Annotated in this window: 20 protein-coding genes and 1 riboswitch; of the genes, 8 read left to right on the top strand and 12 right to left on the bottom strand. The window is 71.8% G+C overall.

The features are described 5' to 3' along the window. The first annotated feature begins 23 nt into the window (after window positions 1–23). On the top strand, window positions 24–1,415 hold the full coding sequence (locus ACIPXM_RS26630) for a serine hydrolase domain-containing protein (protein WP_401660391.1): 1,392 nt from the start codon (window positions 24–26) through the stop codon (window positions 1,413–1,415). 71 nt (window positions 1,416–1,486) lie between these two features. Here the strand turns inward: ACIPXM_RS26630 and ACIPXM_RS26625 are convergent, their stop codons facing one another. The 4 genes from ACIPXM_RS26625 to ACIPXM_RS26610 form a co-directional block, all read right to left on the bottom strand. After that, window positions 1,487–1,939, bottom strand: coding sequence for a GNAT family N-acetyltransferase (locus ACIPXM_RS26625; RefSeq protein ID WP_401660115.1), 453 nt, complete (start codon window positions 1,937–1,939; stop codon window positions 1,487–1,489). 34 nt (window positions 1,940–1,973) lie between these two features. Further along, window positions 1,974–2,432, bottom strand: a complete 459-nt coding sequence (locus tag ACIPXM_RS26620) for a MarR family winged helix-turn-helix transcriptional regulator (protein WP_401660112.1) — start codon at window positions 2,430–2,432, stop codon at window positions 1,974–1,976. A gap of 112 nt (window positions 2,433–2,544) precedes the next feature. After that, a complete protein-coding gene (locus ACIPXM_RS26615) occupies window positions 2,545–3,423 on the bottom strand; it encodes a GNAT family N-acetyltransferase (RefSeq protein ID WP_401660109.1) in 879 nt (292 codons plus the stop codon). Between the two features lie 41 nt (window positions 3,424–3,464). After that, window positions 3,465–4,007, bottom strand: coding sequence for a DUF2269 domain-containing protein (locus ACIPXM_RS26610; protein WP_401660106.1), 543 nt, complete (start codon window positions 4,005–4,007; stop codon window positions 3,465–3,467). Between the two features lie 77 nt (window positions 4,008–4,084). Between ACIPXM_RS26610 and ACIPXM_RS26605 the strand changes: the two genes are divergently transcribed. Both ACIPXM_RS26605 and ACIPXM_RS26600 read left to right on the top strand, forming a co-directional pair. Beyond that, window positions 4,085–4,738 carry an HAD family hydrolase gene (locus ACIPXM_RS26605; RefSeq protein WP_401660104.1) on the top strand — a complete coding sequence of 218 codons (654 nt, stop codon included), beginning with the start codon at window positions 4,085–4,087 and terminating at the stop codon, window positions 4,736–4,738. A 17-nt stretch (window positions 4,739–4,755) separates the two neighbouring features. Then, window positions 4,756–6,105 (top strand): globin domain-containing protein, encoded by a 1,350-nt coding sequence (locus ACIPXM_RS26600; RefSeq protein WP_401660388.1) that lies wholly within the window; start codon window positions 4,756–4,758, stop codon window positions 6,103–6,105. A gap of 97 nt (window positions 6,106–6,202) precedes the next feature. Here the strand turns inward: ACIPXM_RS26600 and ACIPXM_RS26595 are convergent, their stop codons facing one another. The 5 genes from ACIPXM_RS26595 to ACIPXM_RS26575 form a co-directional block, all read right to left on the bottom strand. Then, a complete protein-coding gene (locus tag ACIPXM_RS26595; RefSeq protein WP_401660102.1) occupies window positions 6,203–6,682 on the bottom strand; it encodes an NUDIX domain-containing protein in 480 nt (159 codons plus the stop codon). Between the two features lie 80 nt (window positions 6,683–6,762). Further along, window positions 6,763–7,659 carry a LysR family transcriptional regulator gene (locus ACIPXM_RS26590; protein WP_401660099.1) on the bottom strand — a complete coding sequence of 299 codons (897 nt, stop codon included), beginning with the start codon at window positions 7,657–7,659 and terminating at the stop codon, window positions 6,763–6,765. Between the two features lie 257 nt (window positions 7,660–7,916). Further along, window positions 7,917–9,107: a cystathionine gamma-lyase gene (locus tag ACIPXM_RS26585; protein WP_401660096.1), complete on the bottom strand. Its 1,191-nt coding sequence runs from the start codon at window positions 9,105–9,107 to the stop codon at window positions 7,917–7,919. Continuing rightward, entirely contained in the window at window positions 9,104–9,607 is a 504-nt protein-coding gene (locus tag ACIPXM_RS26580; RefSeq protein WP_401660093.1) for a low molecular weight protein-tyrosine-phosphatase, read from the bottom strand. The genes ACIPXM_RS26585 and ACIPXM_RS26580 overlap by 4 nt, the downstream gene beginning before the upstream one ends. A 13-nt stretch (window positions 9,608–9,620) precedes the next feature. Next, window positions 9,621–9,998 (bottom strand): phage holin family protein, encoded by a 378-nt coding sequence (locus ACIPXM_RS26575; protein ID WP_401660091.1) that lies wholly within the window; start codon window positions 9,996–9,998, stop codon window positions 9,621–9,623. A gap of 50 nt (window positions 9,999–10,048) precedes the next feature. Here ACIPXM_RS26575 and ACIPXM_RS26570 point away from each other — a divergent pair, with 50 nt between their 5' ends. The 4 genes from ACIPXM_RS26570 (at window position 10,049) to ACIPXM_RS26555 (ending at window position 12,512) form a co-directional block, all read left to right on the top strand. After that, window positions 10,049–10,366, top strand: a complete 318-nt coding sequence (locus tag ACIPXM_RS26570; RefSeq protein ID WP_401660088.1) for a cupin domain-containing protein — start codon at window positions 10,049–10,051, stop codon at window positions 10,364–10,366. A 211-nt stretch (window positions 10,367–10,577) separates the two neighbouring features. Then, the gene (locus ACIPXM_RS26565; protein ID WP_401660086.1) at window positions 10,578–10,799 is read left to right on the top strand and encodes a DUF5326 family protein; all 222 of its coding nucleotides are present in this window, start codon (window positions 10,578–10,580) and stop codon (window positions 10,797–10,799) included. Between the two features lie 403 nt (window positions 10,800–11,202). Beyond that, on the top strand, window positions 11,203–11,940 hold the full coding sequence (locus tag ACIPXM_RS26560) for an IclR family transcriptional regulator (protein ID WP_401660385.1): 738 nt from the start codon (window positions 11,203–11,205) through the stop codon (window positions 11,938–11,940). Window positions 11,941–12,077: 137 nt separating this feature from the next. Beyond that, entirely contained in the window at window positions 12,078–12,512 is a 435-nt protein-coding gene (locus ACIPXM_RS26555) for an SsgA family sporulation/cell division regulator (RefSeq protein WP_401660084.1), read from the top strand. 92 nt (window positions 12,513–12,604) lie between these two features. Here ACIPXM_RS26555 and ACIPXM_RS26550 read toward each other — a convergent pair whose 3' ends face one another. After that, complete coding sequence (locus tag ACIPXM_RS26550) at window positions 12,605–14,053, bottom strand: YibE/F family protein (protein ID WP_401660081.1); 1,449 nt, start codon at window positions 14,051–14,053, stop codon at window positions 12,605–12,607. Window positions 14,054–14,124: 71 nt separating this feature from the next. Next, a riboswitch (TPP riboswitch) is annotated at window positions 14,125–14,275 on the top strand. On the opposite strand from ACIPXM_RS26550, the gene thiC reads away from it, so the two are divergent. After that, window positions 14,269–16,104 carry a phosphomethylpyrimidine synthase ThiC gene (thiC, locus tag ACIPXM_RS26545; protein WP_401660079.1) on the top strand — a complete coding sequence of 612 codons (1,836 nt, stop codon included), beginning with the start codon at window positions 14,269–14,271 and terminating at the stop codon, window positions 16,102–16,104. Its footprint overlaps the riboswitch before it by 7 nt. Before the next feature lie 132 nt (window positions 16,105–16,236). On the opposite strand, the gene ACIPXM_RS26540 is transcribed toward thiC, so the two are convergent. Next, on the bottom strand, window positions 16,237–16,938 hold the full coding sequence (locus ACIPXM_RS26540) for a hypothetical protein (RefSeq protein WP_401660076.1): 702 nt from the start codon (window positions 16,936–16,938) through the stop codon (window positions 16,237–16,239). Between the two features lie 161 nt (window positions 16,939–17,099). Next, window positions 17,100–18,452, bottom strand: a complete 1,353-nt coding sequence (locus tag ACIPXM_RS26535) for a metallophosphoesterase (protein WP_401660074.1) — start codon at window positions 18,450–18,452, stop codon at window positions 17,100–17,102. Window positions 18,453–18,623: the final 171 nt, after the last annotated feature.

The following is an 18,623-nucleotide window of genomic DNA, read 5'->3' as shown; positions in this document are numbered from 1 at the left end:
ACGGGGCTGCCGACGTCGGCATGATGGGGGGCATGAGTCCTTTGTCTGCAGCACTGTTGCCCGGCACCGAGCGTGCTCTGCTTCACCGGATCGCCGTCGCCCAGGCCGAGGGGCGGGCCCCGTCCCTGGTCGGTGGAGTGGTGCGGGAGGGGGAGCCGGTCTGGGTCGGGGCGCGGACCTGTGTCGACGGGCACGCGGCCGACGGCCTCACCCAGTACCGGATCGGGTCGATCACCAAGGTGTTCACCGCGGTGCTCGTGATGCGGCTGCGCGATGAAGGGCTCATCGGGCTCGACGACCCGCTGGAGAAGCACCTTCCGGGCACCGGGGTGGGCGAGGTGACGATCGCTCAGCTGCTCGGCCACAGCGCCGGGCTCGCCGCCGAGACGCCCGCGCCGTGGTGGGAGCGGACGCCGGGCACCGACCGCCCGGAACTGGCCGATGTGCTGGGGGAGCGGCCGCTGGTGCACCCGACCGGCCGGCTGCACCACTACTCCAACCCCGGCTACACCCTGCTCGGTTCGCTGATCGAGGCGGTGCGCGGAGTCTCCTGGGCGCAGGCGCTGCGCACCGAGATCCTGGAGCCGCTGGGGCTCGACCGTACGACCACCGAGCCGGTCGCTCCCGCCGCCGGTGGCTGGGCCGTGCATCCCTGGGCCGATGTGATGCTGCCCGAACCCGCCCAGGATCTGGGCCTGATGACCGCCGCCGGACAGCTCTGGTCGACCGTCGCCGATCTCCAGCGGTTCGCCGTGTTCCTCGCCGAGGGCGACGACCGGGTGCTGCGGCACTCCTCCGTCGAGGAGATGCGGGTGCCCTCCGTGCCCCCGGCGGCCGGTGACCCGGCGGGCGGCTACGGCCTCGGCCTCCAGCTGCTCCGCAAGGACGGCCGGACCTTCTTCGGGCACACCGGCTCGCTGCCGGGCTTCGTCGCCTGCCTCTGGGTGAGCGCCGAGGACGGACTCGCCGCCGTGTGTCTCGCCAATGCCACGTCAGGGCCGCTCGTCGGCGCTGTGGCGGCCGATCTTCTCCAGATCGTGGCGGAGGCCGAACCCCGGATTCCGGAGCCCTGGAAGCCCCTTCCCGCGGCCGAGGTCGACCAGGAACTCCTCGCGCTCACCGGCCCCTGGTACTGGGGCACCTACCCGTACGGCCTGCGGATCGGCGCCGACCGGTCGGTGAGCCTGGAGCCGCTGAAGGGCGCCGGGCGGCGGGCCTCCTTCCGGGCGCTGCCCGACGGTGGCTGGATCGGCCTCGACGGCTACTACCAGGGCGAGACCCTGCGGGTGGTGCGGCGGCCGGACGGCTCGGTGAGCCATCTCGACCTCGGCTCGTTCGTCTTCACCCGGGAGCCGTACGAGCAGGGTGACGCCGTGCCCGGCGGCGTCGACCAGGCGGGCTGGCGCGGTCTCTGACCGGCGGGAACGGCAAAGGGCGCTGTTTCACGTGAAACAGCGCCCACCGGCCCGCTCGGAAAGCCGGAAGCTCAGAGATTCATCTTGAAGCCCAGGTGCGAGCGCTCGAAGCCCATCCGCTCGTAGAAGCGGTGCGCGTCGACGCGGCTCGCGTCCGAGGTCAGCTGCACCAGTCCGCAGCCCCGGTCGCGGGACTCCTCTATCGCCCACTCCATGAACCGGGTGCCGAGACCGCTGCCCCGCTCGTCGGCGTGGATGCGTACCGCCTCGACGATCGAACGGGTCATGCCCTTCCGGGAGAGCCCCGGCACCAGGGTCAGCTGGAGCGTGCCGACCACCCGGCCCGCGCGCTCGGCGACGACCAGGAGCTGGTTCGGGTCCTCGGACAGCCGGTCGAAGGCGGTGAGGTACGGGGTGAGGTCGTCGGGCGACTCGCGCTGCGCCCCCAGGGGGTCGTCCGCGAGCATGGCGACGATGGCGGGCAGGTCCTCCCGCCGCGCGGGCCTGATGTCGAGATCGCTCATGGTGGGCAGGCTACGGCCCGTCGTCACGCGGGTCTCAGGCAGGGACGGCGGGGCCTTCGAGGACCCGCACGAACGGTGCGAGCTCGGGGTTCAGGGCGGCCTCGTCGAGCGCCTCGCGCAGCGCCGTGTCATTGGTGGGGCGGGCCTCGTCCAGGAGTCGCAGGCCGGCCTCGGTGACATCGGTGTAGATGCCGCGCCGGTCGGTGGCGCACAGATACCGGGTGAGCAGCCCGCGGTCCTCGAGCCGGGTCACCAGCCGGGTGGTGGCGCTCTGGCTGAGCACCACGGCGTCGGCGACCTGCTTCATCTGGAGATGGCCGCCGGGGCCGTCGTGCTGGCGGCTGAGCACGTCCAGGAGCGAGAACTCACGGACGCTGAGACGGTGCCCGGACTCCAGGGCGCGCTCGATGTGCGCCTCGATCCTGCCGTGCAGCAGGGACAGGGCGCACCAGCCCTGGGAGAGCGCCGTCAGGGCGGGGTCCGTCGCGGTCATCTCGCTCCTCGCTTCCTCACCGGTCCTGGCCCGGAGGGGCCGTTTTCAGGGTAGTCGATGAGGCGCAAAAGTCCGCGTGTGCAATTAATTGCGCTCGGGCTCCGCGCCCCGGTCAGCCCGCGGCGACCGTCAGCGGGGCGAAGCGCCGCCCGCCGTCGCCCGGCAGCTCCGGAAGCCCACGGGCCATGACCGCGTTGGTGGCGATCTGCTCCAGGCCGTTCGCCTTCAGCCAGGTCACCAGTGCGGTGTGGGTCCGGTCGACGTCGGTGCGCAGCGGCCGGTCCGACGCGGCGGCCAGGGAGGCCACCAGGGCCTGTGCGGTGGCCGGGTCGCGGGCGATCAGGGGGCCGATGACATGGGTGTCCATGTTGGGCCAGAGCGCGCCGAAGCCGCTGATCTCGCCGTGCTCCTCGGCGACCCGCAGATGGTCGGCGAAGGCGGGCAGCCGGGTGATCATGTGGGTGCGGTCGGCGCCGAAGATCTCGTGGTCCAGGCGCAGCACCTGCTGCAGGTCCTCGGCGGTGGCGGGCCGGACGGTGCGCTCGGGCGCGGGTTCGGCGGCGGTGAACCGTCCCTTCAGCATCTCCGCCCGCCCGATCTCCGTGAAGCCCAGCTCCTCGTAGAGCGGCTGGCCGTTGCGGGTGGCATGGAGGCTGAGCGGGGTGTCCCCGGCCTCCGCGAGGACGTGGCGCATCAGCCGTCGCCCGACGCCCCGGCGGGCGTACCGCTCGGCGACCAGGACCATGCCGATCGCGGCGAAGCCGGGACCCGCGGGCCCGGGGCCGTACGAGGTGACCACGCAGGCGGTGACCAGGCCCTTCCCGGCCGGGTCGTCGATGCCGTACCCCACTCCGGCGGCGAGCAGCAGCCGCCATTTGTGCTCCTCCCGGAGCCAGCCCCGGTCCTCGGAGAGATCGGCGCACGCGAGGAGGTCGTCGAAGGTGAGGCGGCGGATCGGGAGCTGGTCGAGCGAGGGGTGCGTGAGGGGCATGGTGATCAGGCTGTCCGACCCGATGGGCCCCGTCCAGCTCTTTACGAGAACTGGTCCTGACGCTCGGACGGGGTTCCCGGCGCGGGCCCGGCCGGCTTGCGGGAGGCGGATCGCCGCAGGTGACGGCCGCGCGCGGTGAGCCCCCAGGGCTTGAGCACCGAGAGCGCGGTCATGAAGAGATAGGCGGTGGTGGACACCACGGGTGCGGCGACCAGGCTGCTGTCCGGGACTCCGGCCGCCGCCGCGTGGGAGATCTCCGGGCGCAGCGCGAAGATCGTCGCCGTGGCGGTGGCCAGGGTCAGCCAGAACTTGATCCAGACCCAGCGGTGCCGGGCGAGCCCCCAGGGCGTGCCCAGCGAGAGCACCAGACCGCTGCCGAAGGTCACCAGGGCGACCGGGGCGAGCAGCCAGTCGGCGAACACCTTCATGGCGCGGTAGGACGCCTGGGTGAGGGAGAGGTCCTGGGTGGTGTAGGCGGTGATCCCGAGAGTGAGCAGCCCCAGACTGAGGCCGAGCCACGCCACCGAGACCGCCACATGGACGACGAGGAGCGCCCGCCGTACGGGCCGCTGGAGATGTTTCACGTGAAACACGGTGCCGAACGGCACCCGTCCCCCGCGTCTGCTCGCGGGAGTAAGCCCGCGTACTAGCCTCGGCGTACATGACGACTCTGAGCGCAGGACGGCGGCTGCATCTCTTCGATCTCGACGGCACGCTGATCCGTGGTTCGGCGGCGGCGGTGGAGATCTCCCGGCAGCTCGGGCTGAGCGAGGAGATCGCGCGCCTCGAGCGGGACTTCCTGGGGCGCGGGCTGCGCCCGGACGAGTTCGCCGTACGGGCCCACGCGCTCTGGGCCGAGCTCACGCCGGAGCAGGTCACGGCCGCGTTCGAGCAGGCACCGTGGCTGACCGGGATCCGTGAGGTGTGGGCGGACATTCACGCCGAGGGCGGGCGCTGCGCGGTCATCTCGCTGTCCCCGGACTTCTTCGTCGAGCGCCTCCTCGACTGGGGCGTCGACGCGGCGCACGGCTCCCGCTGGCCCGCCGTGCCGTTCACCGCGCCGATCCACCGGCCCGGCATCCTCGACGCGGCGGCGAAGGTGCGGATCGCGGCGGAACTCTGCCGGCGCTTCGGGATCGATCCGGCCGACTGCGTCGCGTACGGCGACTCGATGTCCGACGCCGAACTGTTCGCGATCGTGCCGGAGACCGTGGCCGTGAATGCCGACCACCATCTCGCGGGCCTGGCCCGGCACAGCTACACGGGCGGCGATCTGCGCGAGGCGTACGCGATGGTCCGAAAGGGCGCAGCCTAGCCGCCCGGAGCGGGCGAATCACCGGGAATCCCACTTTCTGCCCGTGCCCACCACCGGACTGCCATTCTGCGCATACGGAGGCCGACTGCGGGGAGGCAAGGAACATGACGGATGCTCCGGCTGCGGCCATGGATGCGCCGCCCCGAATACCGGCCGCTCTTCCGGCCGTCCCGGGGCCGATGCCAGAGCCCGCCGACGCGGGTGCGGCCGAGTCAGGTGCGGCCGAGTCAGGTGCGGCCGAGTCAGGTGAGGGCCCGGCGCCCTCCCGTGACGCGGTTCTGATCAGACGGACGCTCGACGAGATCGGGCCGACGGCGGAGCGGGTGACCTCGTACTTCTACGCGCTGCTGTTCACCCGGTACCCCGATCTGCGCGCGATGTTCCCGGCCGCCATGGACACCCAGCGCGACCGGCTGCTCAAGGCGCTGCTCACGGCGGCCGAGCACCTGGACAACACCGAGGTGCTGACCGACTACCTGCGCAACCTCGGGCGCGGGCACCGGAAGTACGGCACCCGCTCCGAGCACTACCCGGCCGTCGGCGAGGCCCTGCTCGGCGCCCTGGAGAGGTATGCCGAGCAGGTCTGGGACCCGGAGACCGAGGCGGCCTGGGTGCGGACGTACACGACGATCTCGCAGATCATGATCGACGCGGCGGCCGAGAACGAGCAGCACGCGCCCGCCTGGTGGCAGGCCGAGGTGGTCAGCCACGATCTGCGCACTCCTGACGTCGCCGTGATCACGCTGCGCCCCGACCAGCCGTACCCGTTCCTGGCCGGGCAGTACACGACGCTCGAAACTCCGTGGTGGCCGCGGATATGGCGGCACTACTCCTTCGCCTCGGCGCCCCGGGCGGACGGGCTGCTCTCGCTGCACGTCAAGGCGGTGCCGGCGGGCTGGGTGTCCAACGCCCTGGTGCACCGGGCCCGGCCGGGCGACGTGCTGCGGCTCGGACCGCCGGCCGGGTCGATGACGGTCGACCACTCCACCGACAACGGGCTGCTCTGTCTCGGCGGCGGCACCGGGATCGCGCCGATCAAGGCCCTGGTCGAGGACGTGGCCGAACACGGCGACCGGCGTCCGGTGGAGGTGTTCTACGGGGCCCGCAGCGGCCACGACCTGTACGACATCGACACGATGATGCGGCTCCAGCAGACCTTCCCGTGGCTGGCGGTCCGGCCGGTCACCGAGGACGAGGGGCGGCTGCCGGACGCCGTGCGCCGCTACGGGCCGTGGGCCGAGTACGACGCCTATCTGTCCGGGCCGCTCGGCATGATCCGCAGCGGGGTCGACGCCCTGAAGGGCGTCGGCATCCCCACCGACCGGATCCGGCACGACTACCTCGGCGAACTCGCACCGGCCTCATGACGACAGGCCCGGCCCCGTCGTCGGGGCCGGGCGGGCGGTCCTGGGCGGCCCGGGCCGGGTGCGGTCGGACTGCGGTCGGGCTGCGGTTCCAGGTGGGTCAGCCCAGGTCGGGCGCGTGCATGGCGCGGACGCCCTCGATGTTGCCGTCCAGGTAGTGGCGCAGCGACAGCGGGACGAGGTGCACGGCGGCGATCCCGACGCGGCTGAAGGGCACCCGGACGATCTCGTACTCGCCGACCGGCTCGTCCATCTCGGGGCCGTGCCGCTGCGCGAAGTCCATCGACTCCAGCCGGCAGACGAAGAAGTGCTGGACCTTCACCCCGGAGACGCCGCCGTCCACGAGGTGTTCGACGGTGTCGACGAAGCAGGGCACCACGTCCACGATCTTGGCGCCGAGTTCCTCGTGGACCTCGCGGTGCAGGGCGTCGACGACGGTCGCGTCGGAGGACTCGACCCCGCCGCCTGGAGTCACCCAGTACGGATCGATACCGGGCTTGGTGCGCTTGATGAGGATCAGGTCGTCCCCGTCGAGCAGGATGGCGCGTGCGGTGCGCTTGACCACGGGTCGTTCGGTCATGGAAGGAAAATGGCCCGTCCCCGCCGTCCTGAAACGCCCGGACGCCCGGAACTCGCGCGACGCGCCGGTATGCCCGGAACTCACCAGTCCCCCGCGGCCCGCAGCAGCCGCTCGTGGGCGCGCAGGATGTGCGGCAGGGCGAGCGTGCCGGTGCGGACCACCAGGAAGTAGGTGCGCAGCGGCGGCACCGGCGGGTCGAGCAGGGCGACCAGCCGGCCGGCCGCCAGATCGGCCTCGCAGAGGTAGCGCGGGAGCACCGCGAGCCCGGCGCCGGAAGCGGCGCACTCCAGGACGGCCCGCAGGTCGGGGGCGATCACGGTGGCGGCGGCGGCCGGTTTCGACTCGAAGACGGCCGTCCAGTAGCGGGTGACGAACGGCAGCGACTCGTGCACCTCGACGACCGGGAGCTGTTCCAGGACGACGGCGCCCTTGTTCAGGAGCACGTCGGGGGAGAGCCGGGCGGCCCAGCGGGGGGCGGCGACCAGGACGTGCTCCTCGTCGCAGAGCGGGGTGGCGGCGAACAGCCCGCCGCGCGGCCGGGCGGTGGCGACGGCCAGGTCGTGGTGGCCCGCGGCGAGCCCGTCGAGGGTCTCCGTCGGGTCGCAGAGCAGCGAGGCGCGGACCGCGAAGCCCTGCGCGACCAGCGGGGTCAGCGCCGGCAGCACCCGGGCGGACACGAACTCGGGCGGCCCGGCGACGTGCAGGGTGCGGATGCCGTCGCGCTCGTCGAGACCGCGCTCGGTGATCTCGACCAGGGCGTCCAGGTGCGGGGCGGCCCGCTGGGCCAGCTCGTCGCCGACGGTGGTGGGGGTGACGCCGCGGGCCTGTCTGAGGAACAGCGGGCGGCCCAGCTGGCGTTCCAGGGTGCGGATCTGGCTGGTGACCGCGGGCTGGGAGAGACCGAGGAGCGCGGCGGCCCGGGTGAAGGAACCGGCCCGGTGCACCATCACGAACGTGCGCAGCAGGGTCAGATCCATCTCCGCCCCCTCCCGGCCGGTGCGGCCGTGCGACTCGGGCGGAGCCGGGGATACCGGACTCGGCGCCTCAGGACGGTCCAACTATAAATAAGTCGATAGCTTCCTGCCGCTACCGTGATTGGACACTGACGCACAGTCAACTAGCCTTGTTCAGGCGGTTGTCCGCCAGGAACCGCGGGGGAGGACGGAGGCGTTCCGAGCCACGAGGGGGGAGGCTCGGAACGCCCCCGCCCGGGGGTGTGCGGGGCCGGGACCGGTCAGCCGACGGCCTTGTCGAGCGCCCTCAGGACGTCCGCGATCAGATCCTCGGGATCCTCCGCGCCGACCGAGAAGCGCACGAAGCCCTCCGGCACCGCGTCGCCGCCCCAGCGGCCGCGCCGCTCGGCCGTGGACCGCACCCCGCCGAAGCTGGTCGCGTCGTCGACCAGGCGCAGCGCGTCCAGGAAGCGGTCGGCCCGCTCCCGGTCGGGCAGCACGAAGGAGACGACGGAGCCGAAGCGCCGCATCTGCCGGGCGGCCACCTCGTGCGAGGGGTCGCCGGGCAGGCCCGGGTAGCGCAGTCCGGTCACCGCCCGGTGGCCGGACAGCGCCTCGGCGAGCGCGAGCGCGGTGCCGCACTGCCGGTCGACGCGCAGCTGGAGGGTGGCGAGCGAGCGGTGCGCCAGCCATGCCTCCATCGGTCCCGGGACGGCGCCGACGATCTTGCGCCAGCGGCGCACCTCGGCGGCCCGCTCCGGGGCCCGGCAGCTGACATGGCCGAGCAGGACGTCGCCGTGTCCGGTCATGCCCTTGGTGTCGCTGGCCACCGAGAAGTCCGCGCCGAGCTGGAGCGGGCGCTGCCCGAGCGGGGTGGCCAGGGTGTTGTCGACGGCGACCAGGGCCCCCGCCGCGTGCGCGGCCGCGACCGCCCGGCGCAGGTCGCACACGTCGAGCCCCGGATTGGACGGGGTCTCCAGCCACAGCAGCTTCGCCCCGTCGAGGACGGCGAGCTGGGCGTCGCCGCCGGTCGGGGCGGTGCGGACCTCGATCCCGTACGCGCGCAGCTGCTCGTGCACCAGCGGCAGGGCCTGGTAGCCGTCGGAGGGCAGGACGACGGCGTCACCGGCGCGCAGCTGGGAGAACAGCACGGCGGAGATGGCGGCCATCCCGGAGGCGAACACCAGCGTCTCGACGCCGCTCTCCCCCGGTGCCTCCAACTCGCCGATGGCGCGTTCCAGATGGGTCCAGGTGGGGTTCTCGTCGCGGCCGTAGGTGTACGGGCCGGTCGGCTCGCCGGGGAGGTGGAAATGGGCGGCGAACACCGGTCCCGGCAGCGTGGGCTCGTACTTCACGGGCTCGGGGAGCCCGGCCCGGACCGCGCGGGTGCCCTCGCCGGTGCCGAGGTGGGGCACGGGCCCGTGCGGACCGGAGTCGTGGGGCGTGGCGTCGTGGGGTGTGGGGGCGCTCATGCGGGCCGCCTTTCGACGGGGTCGGCGACCGCGTCCCGTACGGCCGCGAGCAGGCCCTCGCTCGCCGCCTCCACCAGCTCCAGGCACTCCTCGAAACCGGCGCGGTCGCCGTAGTACGGGTCGGGCACGTCGAGGTCGGCGCCCGCGGCGGGGTCGTACCCGCGCAGCAGCCGTACCTTCGCGGCGTCCTCGGGGGTGGGGGCGAGCCGGCGCAGGTCCCGGAGATGGCCCTCGTCGAGGGCGACGACCAGGTCGAGCGCGGGGAACCAGGAGGCGCGGAACCGCCGGGCGGAGTGCGCGGAACCGTAGCCGTGCGCGTCGAGGACGGCGACCGTACGCGGGTCGGCGCCGTCCCCCTCGTGCCAGCCGCCGGTGCCCGCGCTGTCCACCGTCACCGCGTCGGCGAGCCCGGCCTCCGCCACGCGCGCGCGGAAGACGTGCTCGGCCATCGGCGAGCGGCAGATGTTGCCCGTGCAGACGAAACAGACGCGGTAGGTCATGGAGCGGCCGGCCTCAGTCGCCGTCGGGCAGGACGACGTTCAGCGCCCAGGAGACGACGGAGATGATCAGGCCGCCGAGCACGGCGGTCCAGAAGCCGTCCACGTGGAAGCTCAGGTCGAGCTTGTCGGCCAGCCAGGACGTCAGGAGCAGCATCAGCGCGTTGACGACCAGGGTGATCAGACCGAGGGTCAGGATGAAGAGCGGGAACGTGAGCAGCTTCACGACCGGCTTCACCAGGAAGTTCACCAGGCCGAAGACGAGGGCGACGAGGATGAGGGTCCACGCCTTCTTGCCGGTGCTGGTCCCGGTCAGGGTGATCTTGTCCACCAGCCAGATGGCGACAGCGAGGGCGCCCGCGTTCGCGAGCGTCTTGACGACGAAATTCTTCATGTGTCAGATCGTGGCAGACAGGATCTGGCCAAGGGCAGGGGCGAACGGACATGAAGGCATTCCGACTGGATGAACTCGAGGCGGAGCGCGCCGCCAACGACGGCGCCTACCTCCAGTTCCTGCGGGAGCGGAGCATGTCCGTCGGCCTGTACGCGCTGGACGCCGGGCAGCTCGACCCGCAGGCGCCGCACGGCCAGGACGAGGTGTACTTCGTGGTGAGCGGCCGGGCCGCGATCACCGTGGGGACCGAGACGACGCAGGTGGCCCGGGGCAGCGTGGTCTTCGTGCCGGCCGGGGAGCCGCACCGCTTCCACCACATCACCGAGGACCTGCGGGTCATGGTGGTGTTCTCGCCGCCGGAGGGATGAGGGCACCCGTTCCGCGGCCGGGCGTCCCGGAGGCGGGAGGCACCGGAGGGCCCGCATCCCCTAGGGGGCGGATCAGGGGAGAGCAGGGGCTGCGAGGCCCCCGTTCGCTTGGTCGGCGCGCCTAGCATCGAGGTGTCGGACGCGAAGGGCGCCGACGGATCGGACGGCGGAGCCTGATCGGCCCGCTCTCTTCGGAGATGAGGTAAGCGCAATGGCGGTGAAGGAGATTCTCGCGGGGATGCCGTGGTGGGTGAAGTGGATCGCCATACCCGTCATCGCACTGGTCGTCTTCGGCGGCCTGATCACCAGCATCCTGAGCTTCGTGGTCGGCGTGCTGTTCAAGCTGCTGCTCTTCGTGGCCCTGGTCGGCGGACTGATCTTCGTGGTCCGGAAGTTCACCTCCTCGTCCTCGGGTTCGCGCGAGGACTGGTGACCTCCCGCTCGGCGGGCCTCCCCGGCTCTGGCTGAGCGACCCGAGGTGTGGAGCGGGGCGTCCGTCGGACGCCCCGCCGCTCGTATCACGAGTTACCCGCTGGTATGAACCAGTGGCTCCGGATTAGCCCGGGCGAGGGAACCCGCAGGTCGAAACCGAGTACGCCCGTTGGGCCTGCCATTAGAGTGGAAATCCTCTGCCGCCCCGGGAACCACAGGCGTAATCCCCTGTACCAATGAGCGTGACCGCGTCTGTTCCCGGACGGGTCCGCCACCGGACCCCGTACCGGTCCCACGGGCGCGGCGGGCGCGCGGGGGCGGCCCCTGCGGGCGGATGCGACGGCATCCGTCGACACGCCTGGGGGTGACCTTTGGCCACTGCTTCGCAGCCCGCTGCGCCTACCCTGATCGGTTCGGTGCAACGGGCGCTGAGACTGCTGGAGGCCGTGGGCTCCCACGAGGACGGGGCCCCCGCCAAACAGCTGGCGCGCGAGGCGGGTCTGCCGCTTCCCACCGCGTACCACCTGCTCCGCACCCTGACGCACGAGGGCTATCTGCGCCGTGAGAAGGGTGTGTTCGTGTTCGGCGACGCCGCGAGCCGTCTGATCGGCGGCGGAGATCTGCAGAATCGTCGCACCAAGATCGAAGACTCGCTCGCCCACTGGCGGGACTCCATCGGGGTGCCCGTCTACTTCGCCATCTACCGCGAGGGCGAGATCGAGCTCGTCGCCGTCGCCGACACCCCCGCGGCCCCCGCCGTCGAGGAGTGGGCGGACTTCCGGGAGACCGGCCACGCGCACGCGATCGGCCAGTGTCTGCTGAGTCAACTGGATCTGAAGAGTCGTCAAGACCACCTCGACCGCCATCCGGTGGAAGCCATCACGCCGTATACGGTGCGTAACCGGCGGTCCCTTTTAGACCGTTTGGGTGCTATGGGGCGAATGGAGCCCCTGGTGGAGCGCCAGGAATATGCGCTCGGCACAGTCTGTGCCGCCATCCCCATCACGGCGGGCAGTACGGCCGCCGCGATGGCGATTTCCCTCCCCCTTCACCAGGAAGAACGGTTGCTGCCCGCTATCGAGCGGCTACAGAACGAGATCGGAAAGCTCTTCAGCTCCCTCGCGTTCTCTATCAGTATCTGAAAAATCACTCCTTGTGATCTGCTAGCGCTTACAGCACGATTGCGTCAAGAGGGCCATGGGGGATCATTCCTGGCCGTTTCGACCACAGCTTTCAGCAGCGTGTTTACACAACTGCTTCATCTACTGCGGGGTGCATGATGCGAGAGACGGTTCAGGCCGAGGTCCTGATGAGCTTCCTCGTCTCGGAGGAGCTCTCCTTCAGGATCCCGGTGGAACTGCGATACGAGACCCGTGATCCCTATGCGGTGCGGATGACGTTCCACCTGCCCGGAGACGCGCCGGTGACCTGGGCGTTCGGCCGCGAGCTGCTGCTCGACGGGATCAACGGGCCGAGCGGGGACGGCGATGTGCACATCGCGCCGACCGATCCCGAGGGCCTCTCCGACGTGATGATCCGGCTCCAGGTCGGTGCCGACCGCGCGCTGTTCCGGGCGAGCGCGCCGCCGCTGGTCGCGTTCCTCGATCGCACGGACAAGCTCGTACCGCTGGGCCAGGAACGGACGTTGGGCGACTTCGAGGACAACCTCGAGGCTGCGCTCGGCCGGATCCTGGCCGAGGAGAACGCGGGCTGAGGAGCACGCGGATCGAGGAGCACGAGGGTTGAGGAGAACGCCGGCTGAGAGCGCCGGACCGGCCGGTCGTACGAACCGGCCGGCCGGACGGCTCACTTGGCGCGGCGTCGCCGCCCGCCCCGGCTCCGACCGGTCGTTCCGGCCGGGGCCGACGGTCCGCCGGCCGGCCGGTCCGCCGACACCACCAGGGCCGCCAGAGCGGTGGTGACCGGCACGGAGGCGACGAGTCCGATCGACCCGACCAGGGTCCGCACGATCTCCTCCGCCACCAGCTCGCTGTTGGCCACCGTCCCCACGCTGCTCTGCGCGATCGAGAACAGCAGCAGCAGGGGCAGCGCCGCACCGGCGTAGGCGAGCACCAGGGTGTTGACCACCGAGGCGATGTGGTCGCGGCCGATCCGGATCCCGGCCCGGTACAGCGCGCGCGGCCCCATCTTCGGGTCGGCCTGGTGGAGTTCCCAGACCGCCGAGGTCTGGGTGACCGTCACGTCGTCGAGGACGCCGAGCGAACCGATGATGACCCCGGCGAGCAGCAGGCCCGACATGTCGATGTTCGGGTAGAGACCGTGGATCAGGCCGGTGTTGTCGTCGGTGTTGCCGCTCAGCGAGGCCCAGCCGATGAACAGCGAGCCGAGCAGCCCGATCAGCAGCAGCGACACCAGGGTGCCGAGCACCGCCACCGAGGTGCGGGCGGACAGTCCGTGGCACATGTAGAGCGCGGCCAGCATGATCGCGCTGGCCCCGACGATGGCCACCACCAGCGGATTCGAGCCCTGCAGGATCGCGGGCAGGATGAACAGGGTCAGCACCAGGAAGCTCACCGCGAGCGCGATCAGCGCCATGAGCCCGCGCATCCGGCCCACCAGGATCACGGCCAGCGCGAAGATCCCCGCGAGCAGCGCGATCGGCACCTTCCGGTTCACATCGGTGACCGAGTACTGCAGGTCGCGCGGCGCGTCGGGGGCGTACGCGACCACCACGCCCTGGCCCTCGTGGAGTTGCCGGGGCGCGTCCGGCTGCACGATCTCGGTGAACCGACGGCCCTTCTCCGGACCGGTGGTGACCTCGACCGTCGCCTTCTCGCACTGCCCCTGCTGGGCGTTGACCGCCTCGCGCCCCTCCGGCGTGGAGGTGTCGCCGGTCGGCGGCACCTGCGCGGCGTTCACGTCCTTGCAGTCCACGTGCGCGACGGCGACGACCTTCCCCTGCTCGGTCTGCCGGTCGAAGCCGACCCCGGTGCGCTGATGGGCCGGGGTGCCGCCGGGCCACAGCACCACGAGGCCGACGACCACGGCGGTCGCGAAGGGGATCAGGACGGCGGCGATGACCTTGCGCAGATGGCGTGAGACGGGCGCGGCGGGGCCGTGGCTGTGCGCGTGCGCGTGCCCATGGCCTTCGGGCCCGCCGCCGTGGCCCCCGTGTCCGGTGCCGCTCCCGCCCCCCTGTCCGCCGCCCCGCCCGGCGCCGGGTCCGGCACTCCGGGCTGCGTCGTGCTCGTCGTCGTGCCCGTGCGGTTCGGGGGTCTGCTGCGTCGAAGTCACCGACCGATCATCGCAAGAACAGCGGGGGCCCACTGTTCAGCACGCCCGGGATGACGCTAGCGTGGTGGCACCTTTGCACACGCGGGAGCTCGGAGCACCGGGCTGAGAGGGCGCTGATCACCGTACGGGCGTACACGACGTCGTACGTACGGGAGGAGGCTGCGCCGACCGCCGAACCTGTTACCGGGTAATGCCGGCGTAGGGAGATCGGTCTCATGACCATTCAGGATGCACGCACGCCTGCCTCCGACCAGACGGACGACCAGACGGACGTCCGGACGGTCGTCCGGACGGACGACGAGACGACCGGCTCGGGCGAGCGCACGCCGGGCTGGCACAAGGGGTACGTCGAGGGTTCCCGCCCCGACCTCCGGGTGCCGGTCCGCCAGGTGCACCTCACCAACGGGAAGGACGTGACCCTTTACGACACGTCCGGCCCGTACACCGACCCGACCGTGGACACCGACGTACGGCGCGGCCTGGCGCCGCTGCGCGAGAACTGGATCATCGCGCGCGGCGACACCGAGGAGTACCCGGGCCGGCCGGTCCGGCCCGAGGACGACGGCATCAAGCACACCTCGCCGCGCGGCGGCGGGCTCAAGAACCTCGACGCGGTCTTCCCCGGCCGCCCCCGGCTGCCCCGCCGCGGGCGCGACGGGCAGGCGGTGACCCAGCTCGCGTACGCCCGCAGGGGCGAGATCACGCCCGAGATGGAGTTCGTGGCGATCCGCGAGAACGTCACGCCCGAGGTCGTCCGGGAGGAGATCGCGGCGGGCCGCGCGGTGCTGCCAGCCAACGTCAACCACCCGGAGATCGAGCCGATGATCATCGGCAAGCGGTTCCTGGTGAAGGTCAACGCCAACATCGGCAACTCGGCCGTCACCTCCTCCATCGAGGAGGAGGTGGAGAAGATGACCTGGGCGACCAAGTGGGGCGCCGACACGGTCATGGACCTGTCCACCGGCCGCAACATCCACACCACCCGCGAGTGGGTGCTGCGCAACTCCCCCGTGCCGATCGGCACCGTGCCGCTCTACCAGGCCCTGGAGAAGGTCGACGGCAAGGCCGAGGAGCTGACCTGGGAGATCTACAAGGACACGGTCATCGAGCAGGCCGAGCAGGGCGTCGACTACATGACCGTCCACGCGGGCGTGCTGCTGCCGTACGTGCCGCTGACCGCGCGCCGCAAGACCGGCATCGTCTCGCGCGGCGGCTCGATCATGGCGGCCTGGTGTCTCGCGCACCACCGGGAGAACTTCCTCTACACGAACTTCGAGGAGCTCTGCGAGATCCTCGCCGCGTACGACGTCACCTACTCGCTCGGCGACGGTCTGCGGCCCGGCTCGATCGCCGACGCCAACGACGCGGCGCAGTTCGCGGAGCTGAAGACGCTCGGCGAGCTCAACACGATCGCCAAGCGCCACAACGTGCAGACGATGATCGAGGGCCCGGGCCATGTCCCGATGCACAAGATCAAGGAGAACATCGACCTCCAGCAGGAGATCTGCGAGGAGGCGCCGTTCTACACGCTCGGCCCGCTGACCACGGACGTCGCTCCGGCGTACGACCACATCACGTCGGGCATCGGCGCGGCGATGATCGCCTGGTGGGGCACCGCGATGCTCTGCTACGTCACGCCCAAGGAGCACCTGGGCCTGCCCAACCGCGACGACGTGAAGACCGGCGTCATCACCTACAAGATCGCGGCGCACGCGGCGGACCTGGCCAAGGGCCACCCGGGCGCGCAGGAGTGGGACGACGCGCTGTCCGACGCGCGCTTCGAGTTCCGCTGGGAGGACCAGTTCAACCTGGCACTCGACCCGGTCACGGCCCGGGAGTTCCACGACGAGACGCTGCCGGCGGAGCCCGCGAAGACGGCGCACTTCTGCTCGATGTGCGGGCCGAAGTTCTGCTCGATGAAGATCTCCCAGGACATCCGCAGGGAGCACGGCGGGGATCTGAAGGCGGACGAGATCGAGGCCGGGATGGCGGAGAAGTCGGCCGAGTTCGCGGCGGCGGGGAACCGGGTGTACCTGCCGATGGCGGACTGACGCCGAGTCCTTCGGGTGCGCTGTTCCGGGCCGGTCCCGGCCGGTCCGGGACGCGGAGGGGACGTTCCGGACCGGCCCGCGTCCCCGTTCCCCGGCACCGCTCCCGGCCGCGGGTCCGGCCGCGGGTCCGGGCTACTGCTCCGGGGTCGGGTAGCCCGTCTTCGGGATGCGGTGGTCCGGGGGTGTGAGGCGGTGCGGGCCCGGGGTGGGGGGCGTGGCCGTGAGGGCGTCGCTGAGGAACGGGACGATGCCCCGGTCGACCAGGGCGCGGTGCCAGGCAGCGCGGGCCCGGGCGAGTTCGTCGTCGGGGCCCGGCGCCGGCACCTCGGTGGCGCTGTTGCGCCGGGCGGTGATCAGGAGTCCGGCACCCGCGCAGAGCAGGCCCGCGGCGGTCAGGGTGCCGAACACCAGGCCCGCGGTGAGCAGGGTGTCGGCGAAGGCCGGGGCCGGGTCCAGCATCTTCAGGACGGCGCCGACCAGGAGCAGGACGACCGACGACGTGCCCGCGAGCAGCGGGGCGAGGACGGTCAGGACGGCGACCAGACCGGCCCCGGCGATGCCGCCGATGACCTCGCCCGCCTCGGCGGGGGCACTGGTCGCGGTGGCCCGCACCTGCTCCCGCACCTTCACGAAATGGTCGTACTCGGGCGCGGCCGCGGTGGTGATGAGGGTGGTCGCGTTCAGCGCCATGGCGCGCAGTTGCGCGGTGGAGAGCCGGGTCCCGGCCTCGGCGAGGCCGGGATGCGCGGGTGCGTCGCGCAGTGCGTCGTCGACGACCCGCTCGAACTCGGCGCGGTCCTCGGTCAGCAGGTGCGGAGCCACGTTCATGTGCATCCCCCGATGCTCCGTAGGGCCGGAACCGGCCGTCGCGGACGACGGGTTCGGGCGGAAACGGAGGAGAGCCTGCTACGGATGAGCCGATGGTAGGGCGGGTACGGCACGCGGTGACAGGGTGTTCCCGGAAATCGACTTCCCCGGATGCGTAGGGTTATGCGTCAGGCGGGCAGCGGGAGTTGGACCACCAGGAGCTTTCCGGCCATGGTCACGCCACCGTCCATGGCGATCGCGAGGCCGTCCGCGTACACGTGCGGACCGTCGACCACCGGGCGGTTGTCCCCCTCGCCGTCCTCCGAGCCGACCTGGCCGGTGAGGTACGGGATGGGGCTGTGCCCGTGCACGACCCGGCTGCCGCCGTAGGTGTCGAGCAGCTCCCGCACGGCCTGCGGCCCGGCCGCCTCGTCACGGAACGCGAAGCGCTTGGTGAACTTCCGGAACAGGTCCCAGACCTCGTCCGCGTCGTTACGGGTCAGCGCCGCGTGCACGTTGTCGTTGACGTCCTCGATGGTCTCGCCGTATTCGAGGTACGCGGTGGTGTCCGAATGCAGCAGGAGGTGACCGTCCTCCGCCACGACCGCGTCGAGCCGGGACATCCACTGCAGATGGACGTCCTGGAGCCGGTCCATGTCGTGCTTCTGGCCGCCGTTGAGCAGCCAGGCCGCCTGGAAGGTGGCGGTGCCGGCGCCGGAGTTGACCGGGGTGTCGCCGAACCGCTTGGCGCCGATCAGGAGCAGTTCGTGATTGCCCATCAGGGCCTTGCAGTAGCCGCCCGCGGCGGCGGCCTCGGCGGAGAGCCGCATCACGAGGTCGATCACCCCGATGCCGTCCGGGCCGCGGTCGGTGAAGTCGCCGAGGAACCACAGGCGCGCGTTGCCCGCGGCCCAGCCGCCGTTGTCGTCGATGAGGCCCTGCGCGCGCAGCGCCTGGACCAGCTCGTCGAGGTAGCCGTGGACGTCGCCGACGACGAACAGCGGGCCGGGGCCCTCGCCGCCGCCGACGGGGGCGGGCTGCTCGGCGGGGGCCACCGGCACCTGGACGGTGTCGCCGCGGTTGATGACGGGCAGGTCGCGCTCGGTCGGCGTGTAGCCGTCCGGTCCCTCGTACGCGGGTACGGCGTTGCCGGGGTGGCCCGCTTCGTCGGGCACCGGGGCGGACGCCTGCGCGGGGAACGGGGCCGGGGCCGGGGCTTGGGTCTGCGCCTGAGCCTGCGCCTCGTAGGCGGGCGGGGGGTTGGTGACGTACGGCTGCTGGTCGGGGCGCGGCGCCTCGAACGGCGGCCGCTCCAGCTGCGCCTGGTCCAACGGGTGGCCCGGGGGCAGGGTGCCGAGCCGCAGGGTGGGATCGGCGGTGGCCACCGGGGCGGCCGGGGCCACCGGGATCTCGGCCGGGGCCTCAGTGGGGAAGGGCTCCACGGGGTGTCCCTGGACGGGCACCCGGGCGTACGGAGGCACGCGGAAGTCACGCAACGTCGCCGTGCGCACCGCGGGTTCCTTTTCGGCCCCCTGTGTCATCGACCCCTCCACCACCGTCGCGATGCCCTGCACATCGCGGACCGGCCTGGTCGTCGTGGTCCGCGGTGTCGTCCGCCCATCATAGGAATGAGCGTCCTCCTGTGTGACGCACCAGGGGTGGTGAATCCGGGTCCACTCCGGGTTCACCGGTTGTTTCGCCCGAATTGGGAA

It is taken from the genome of Streptomyces sp. NPDC090025 (assembly GCF_044748125.1).
Classification (GTDB): domain Bacteria; phylum Actinomycetota; class Actinomycetes; order Streptomycetales; family Streptomycetaceae; genus Streptomyces.
This window is presented reverse-complemented; position numbering and strand designations above follow the sequence as displayed.

Excerpts from the sequence above, each read along its gene's own strand:
- ACIPXM_RS26630 (WP_401660391.1), top strand. The coding sequence starts at position 24 with ATGGGGGGCATGAGTCCTTTGTCTGCAGCACTGTTGCCCGGCACCGAG.
- ACIPXM_RS26625 (WP_401660115.1), bottom strand. The coding sequence starts at position 1,939 with ATGAGCGATCTCGACATCAGGCCCGCGCGGCGGGAGGACCTGCCCGCC.
- ACIPXM_RS26620 (WP_401660112.1), bottom strand. The coding sequence starts at position 2,432 with ATGACCGCGACGGACCCCGCCCTGACGGCGCTCTCCCAGGGCTGGTGC.
- ACIPXM_RS26615 (WP_401660109.1), bottom strand. The coding sequence starts at position 3,423 with ATGCCCCTCACGCACCCCTCGCTCGACCAGCTCCCGATCCGCCGCCTC.
- ACIPXM_RS26605 (WP_401660104.1), top strand. The coding sequence starts at position 4,085 with ATGACGACTCTGAGCGCAGGACGGCGGCTGCATCTCTTCGATCTCGAC.
- ACIPXM_RS26595 (WP_401660102.1), bottom strand. The coding sequence starts at position 6,682 with ATGACCGAACGACCCGTGGTCAAGCGCACCGCACGCGCCATCCTGCTC.
- ACIPXM_RS26590 (WP_401660099.1), bottom strand. The coding sequence starts at position 7,659 with ATGGATCTGACCCTGCTGCGCACGTTCGTGATGGTGCACCGGGCCGGT.
- ACIPXM_RS26585 (WP_401660096.1), bottom strand. The coding sequence starts at position 9,107 with ATGAGCGCCCCCACACCCCACGACGCCACGCCCCACGACTCCGGTCCG.
- ACIPXM_RS26580 (WP_401660093.1), bottom strand. The coding sequence starts at position 9,607 with ATGACCTACCGCGTCTGTTTCGTCTGCACGGGCAACATCTGCCGCTCG.
- ACIPXM_RS26575 (WP_401660091.1), bottom strand. The coding sequence starts at position 9,998 with ATGAAGAATTTCGTCGTCAAGACGCTCGCGAACGCGGGCGCCCTCGCT.
- ACIPXM_RS26570 (WP_401660088.1), top strand. The coding sequence starts at position 10,049 with ATGAAGGCATTCCGACTGGATGAACTCGAGGCGGAGCGCGCCGCCAAC.
- ACIPXM_RS26565 (WP_401660086.1), top strand. The coding sequence starts at position 10,578 with ATGGCGGTGAAGGAGATTCTCGCGGGGATGCCGTGGTGGGTGAAGTGG.
- ACIPXM_RS26555 (WP_401660084.1), top strand. The coding sequence starts at position 12,078 with ATGCGAGAGACGGTTCAGGCCGAGGTCCTGATGAGCTTCCTCGTCTCG.
- thiC (WP_401660079.1), top strand. The coding sequence starts at position 14,269 with ATGACCATTCAGGATGCACGCACGCCTGCCTCCGACCAGACGGACGAC.
- ACIPXM_RS26540 (WP_401660076.1), bottom strand. The coding sequence starts at position 16,938 with ATGCACATGAACGTGGCTCCGCACCTGCTGACCGAGGACCGCGCCGAG.
- ACIPXM_RS26535 (WP_401660074.1), bottom strand. The coding sequence starts at position 18,452 with ATGACACAGGGGGCCGAAAAGGAACCCGCGGTGCGCACGGCGACGTTG.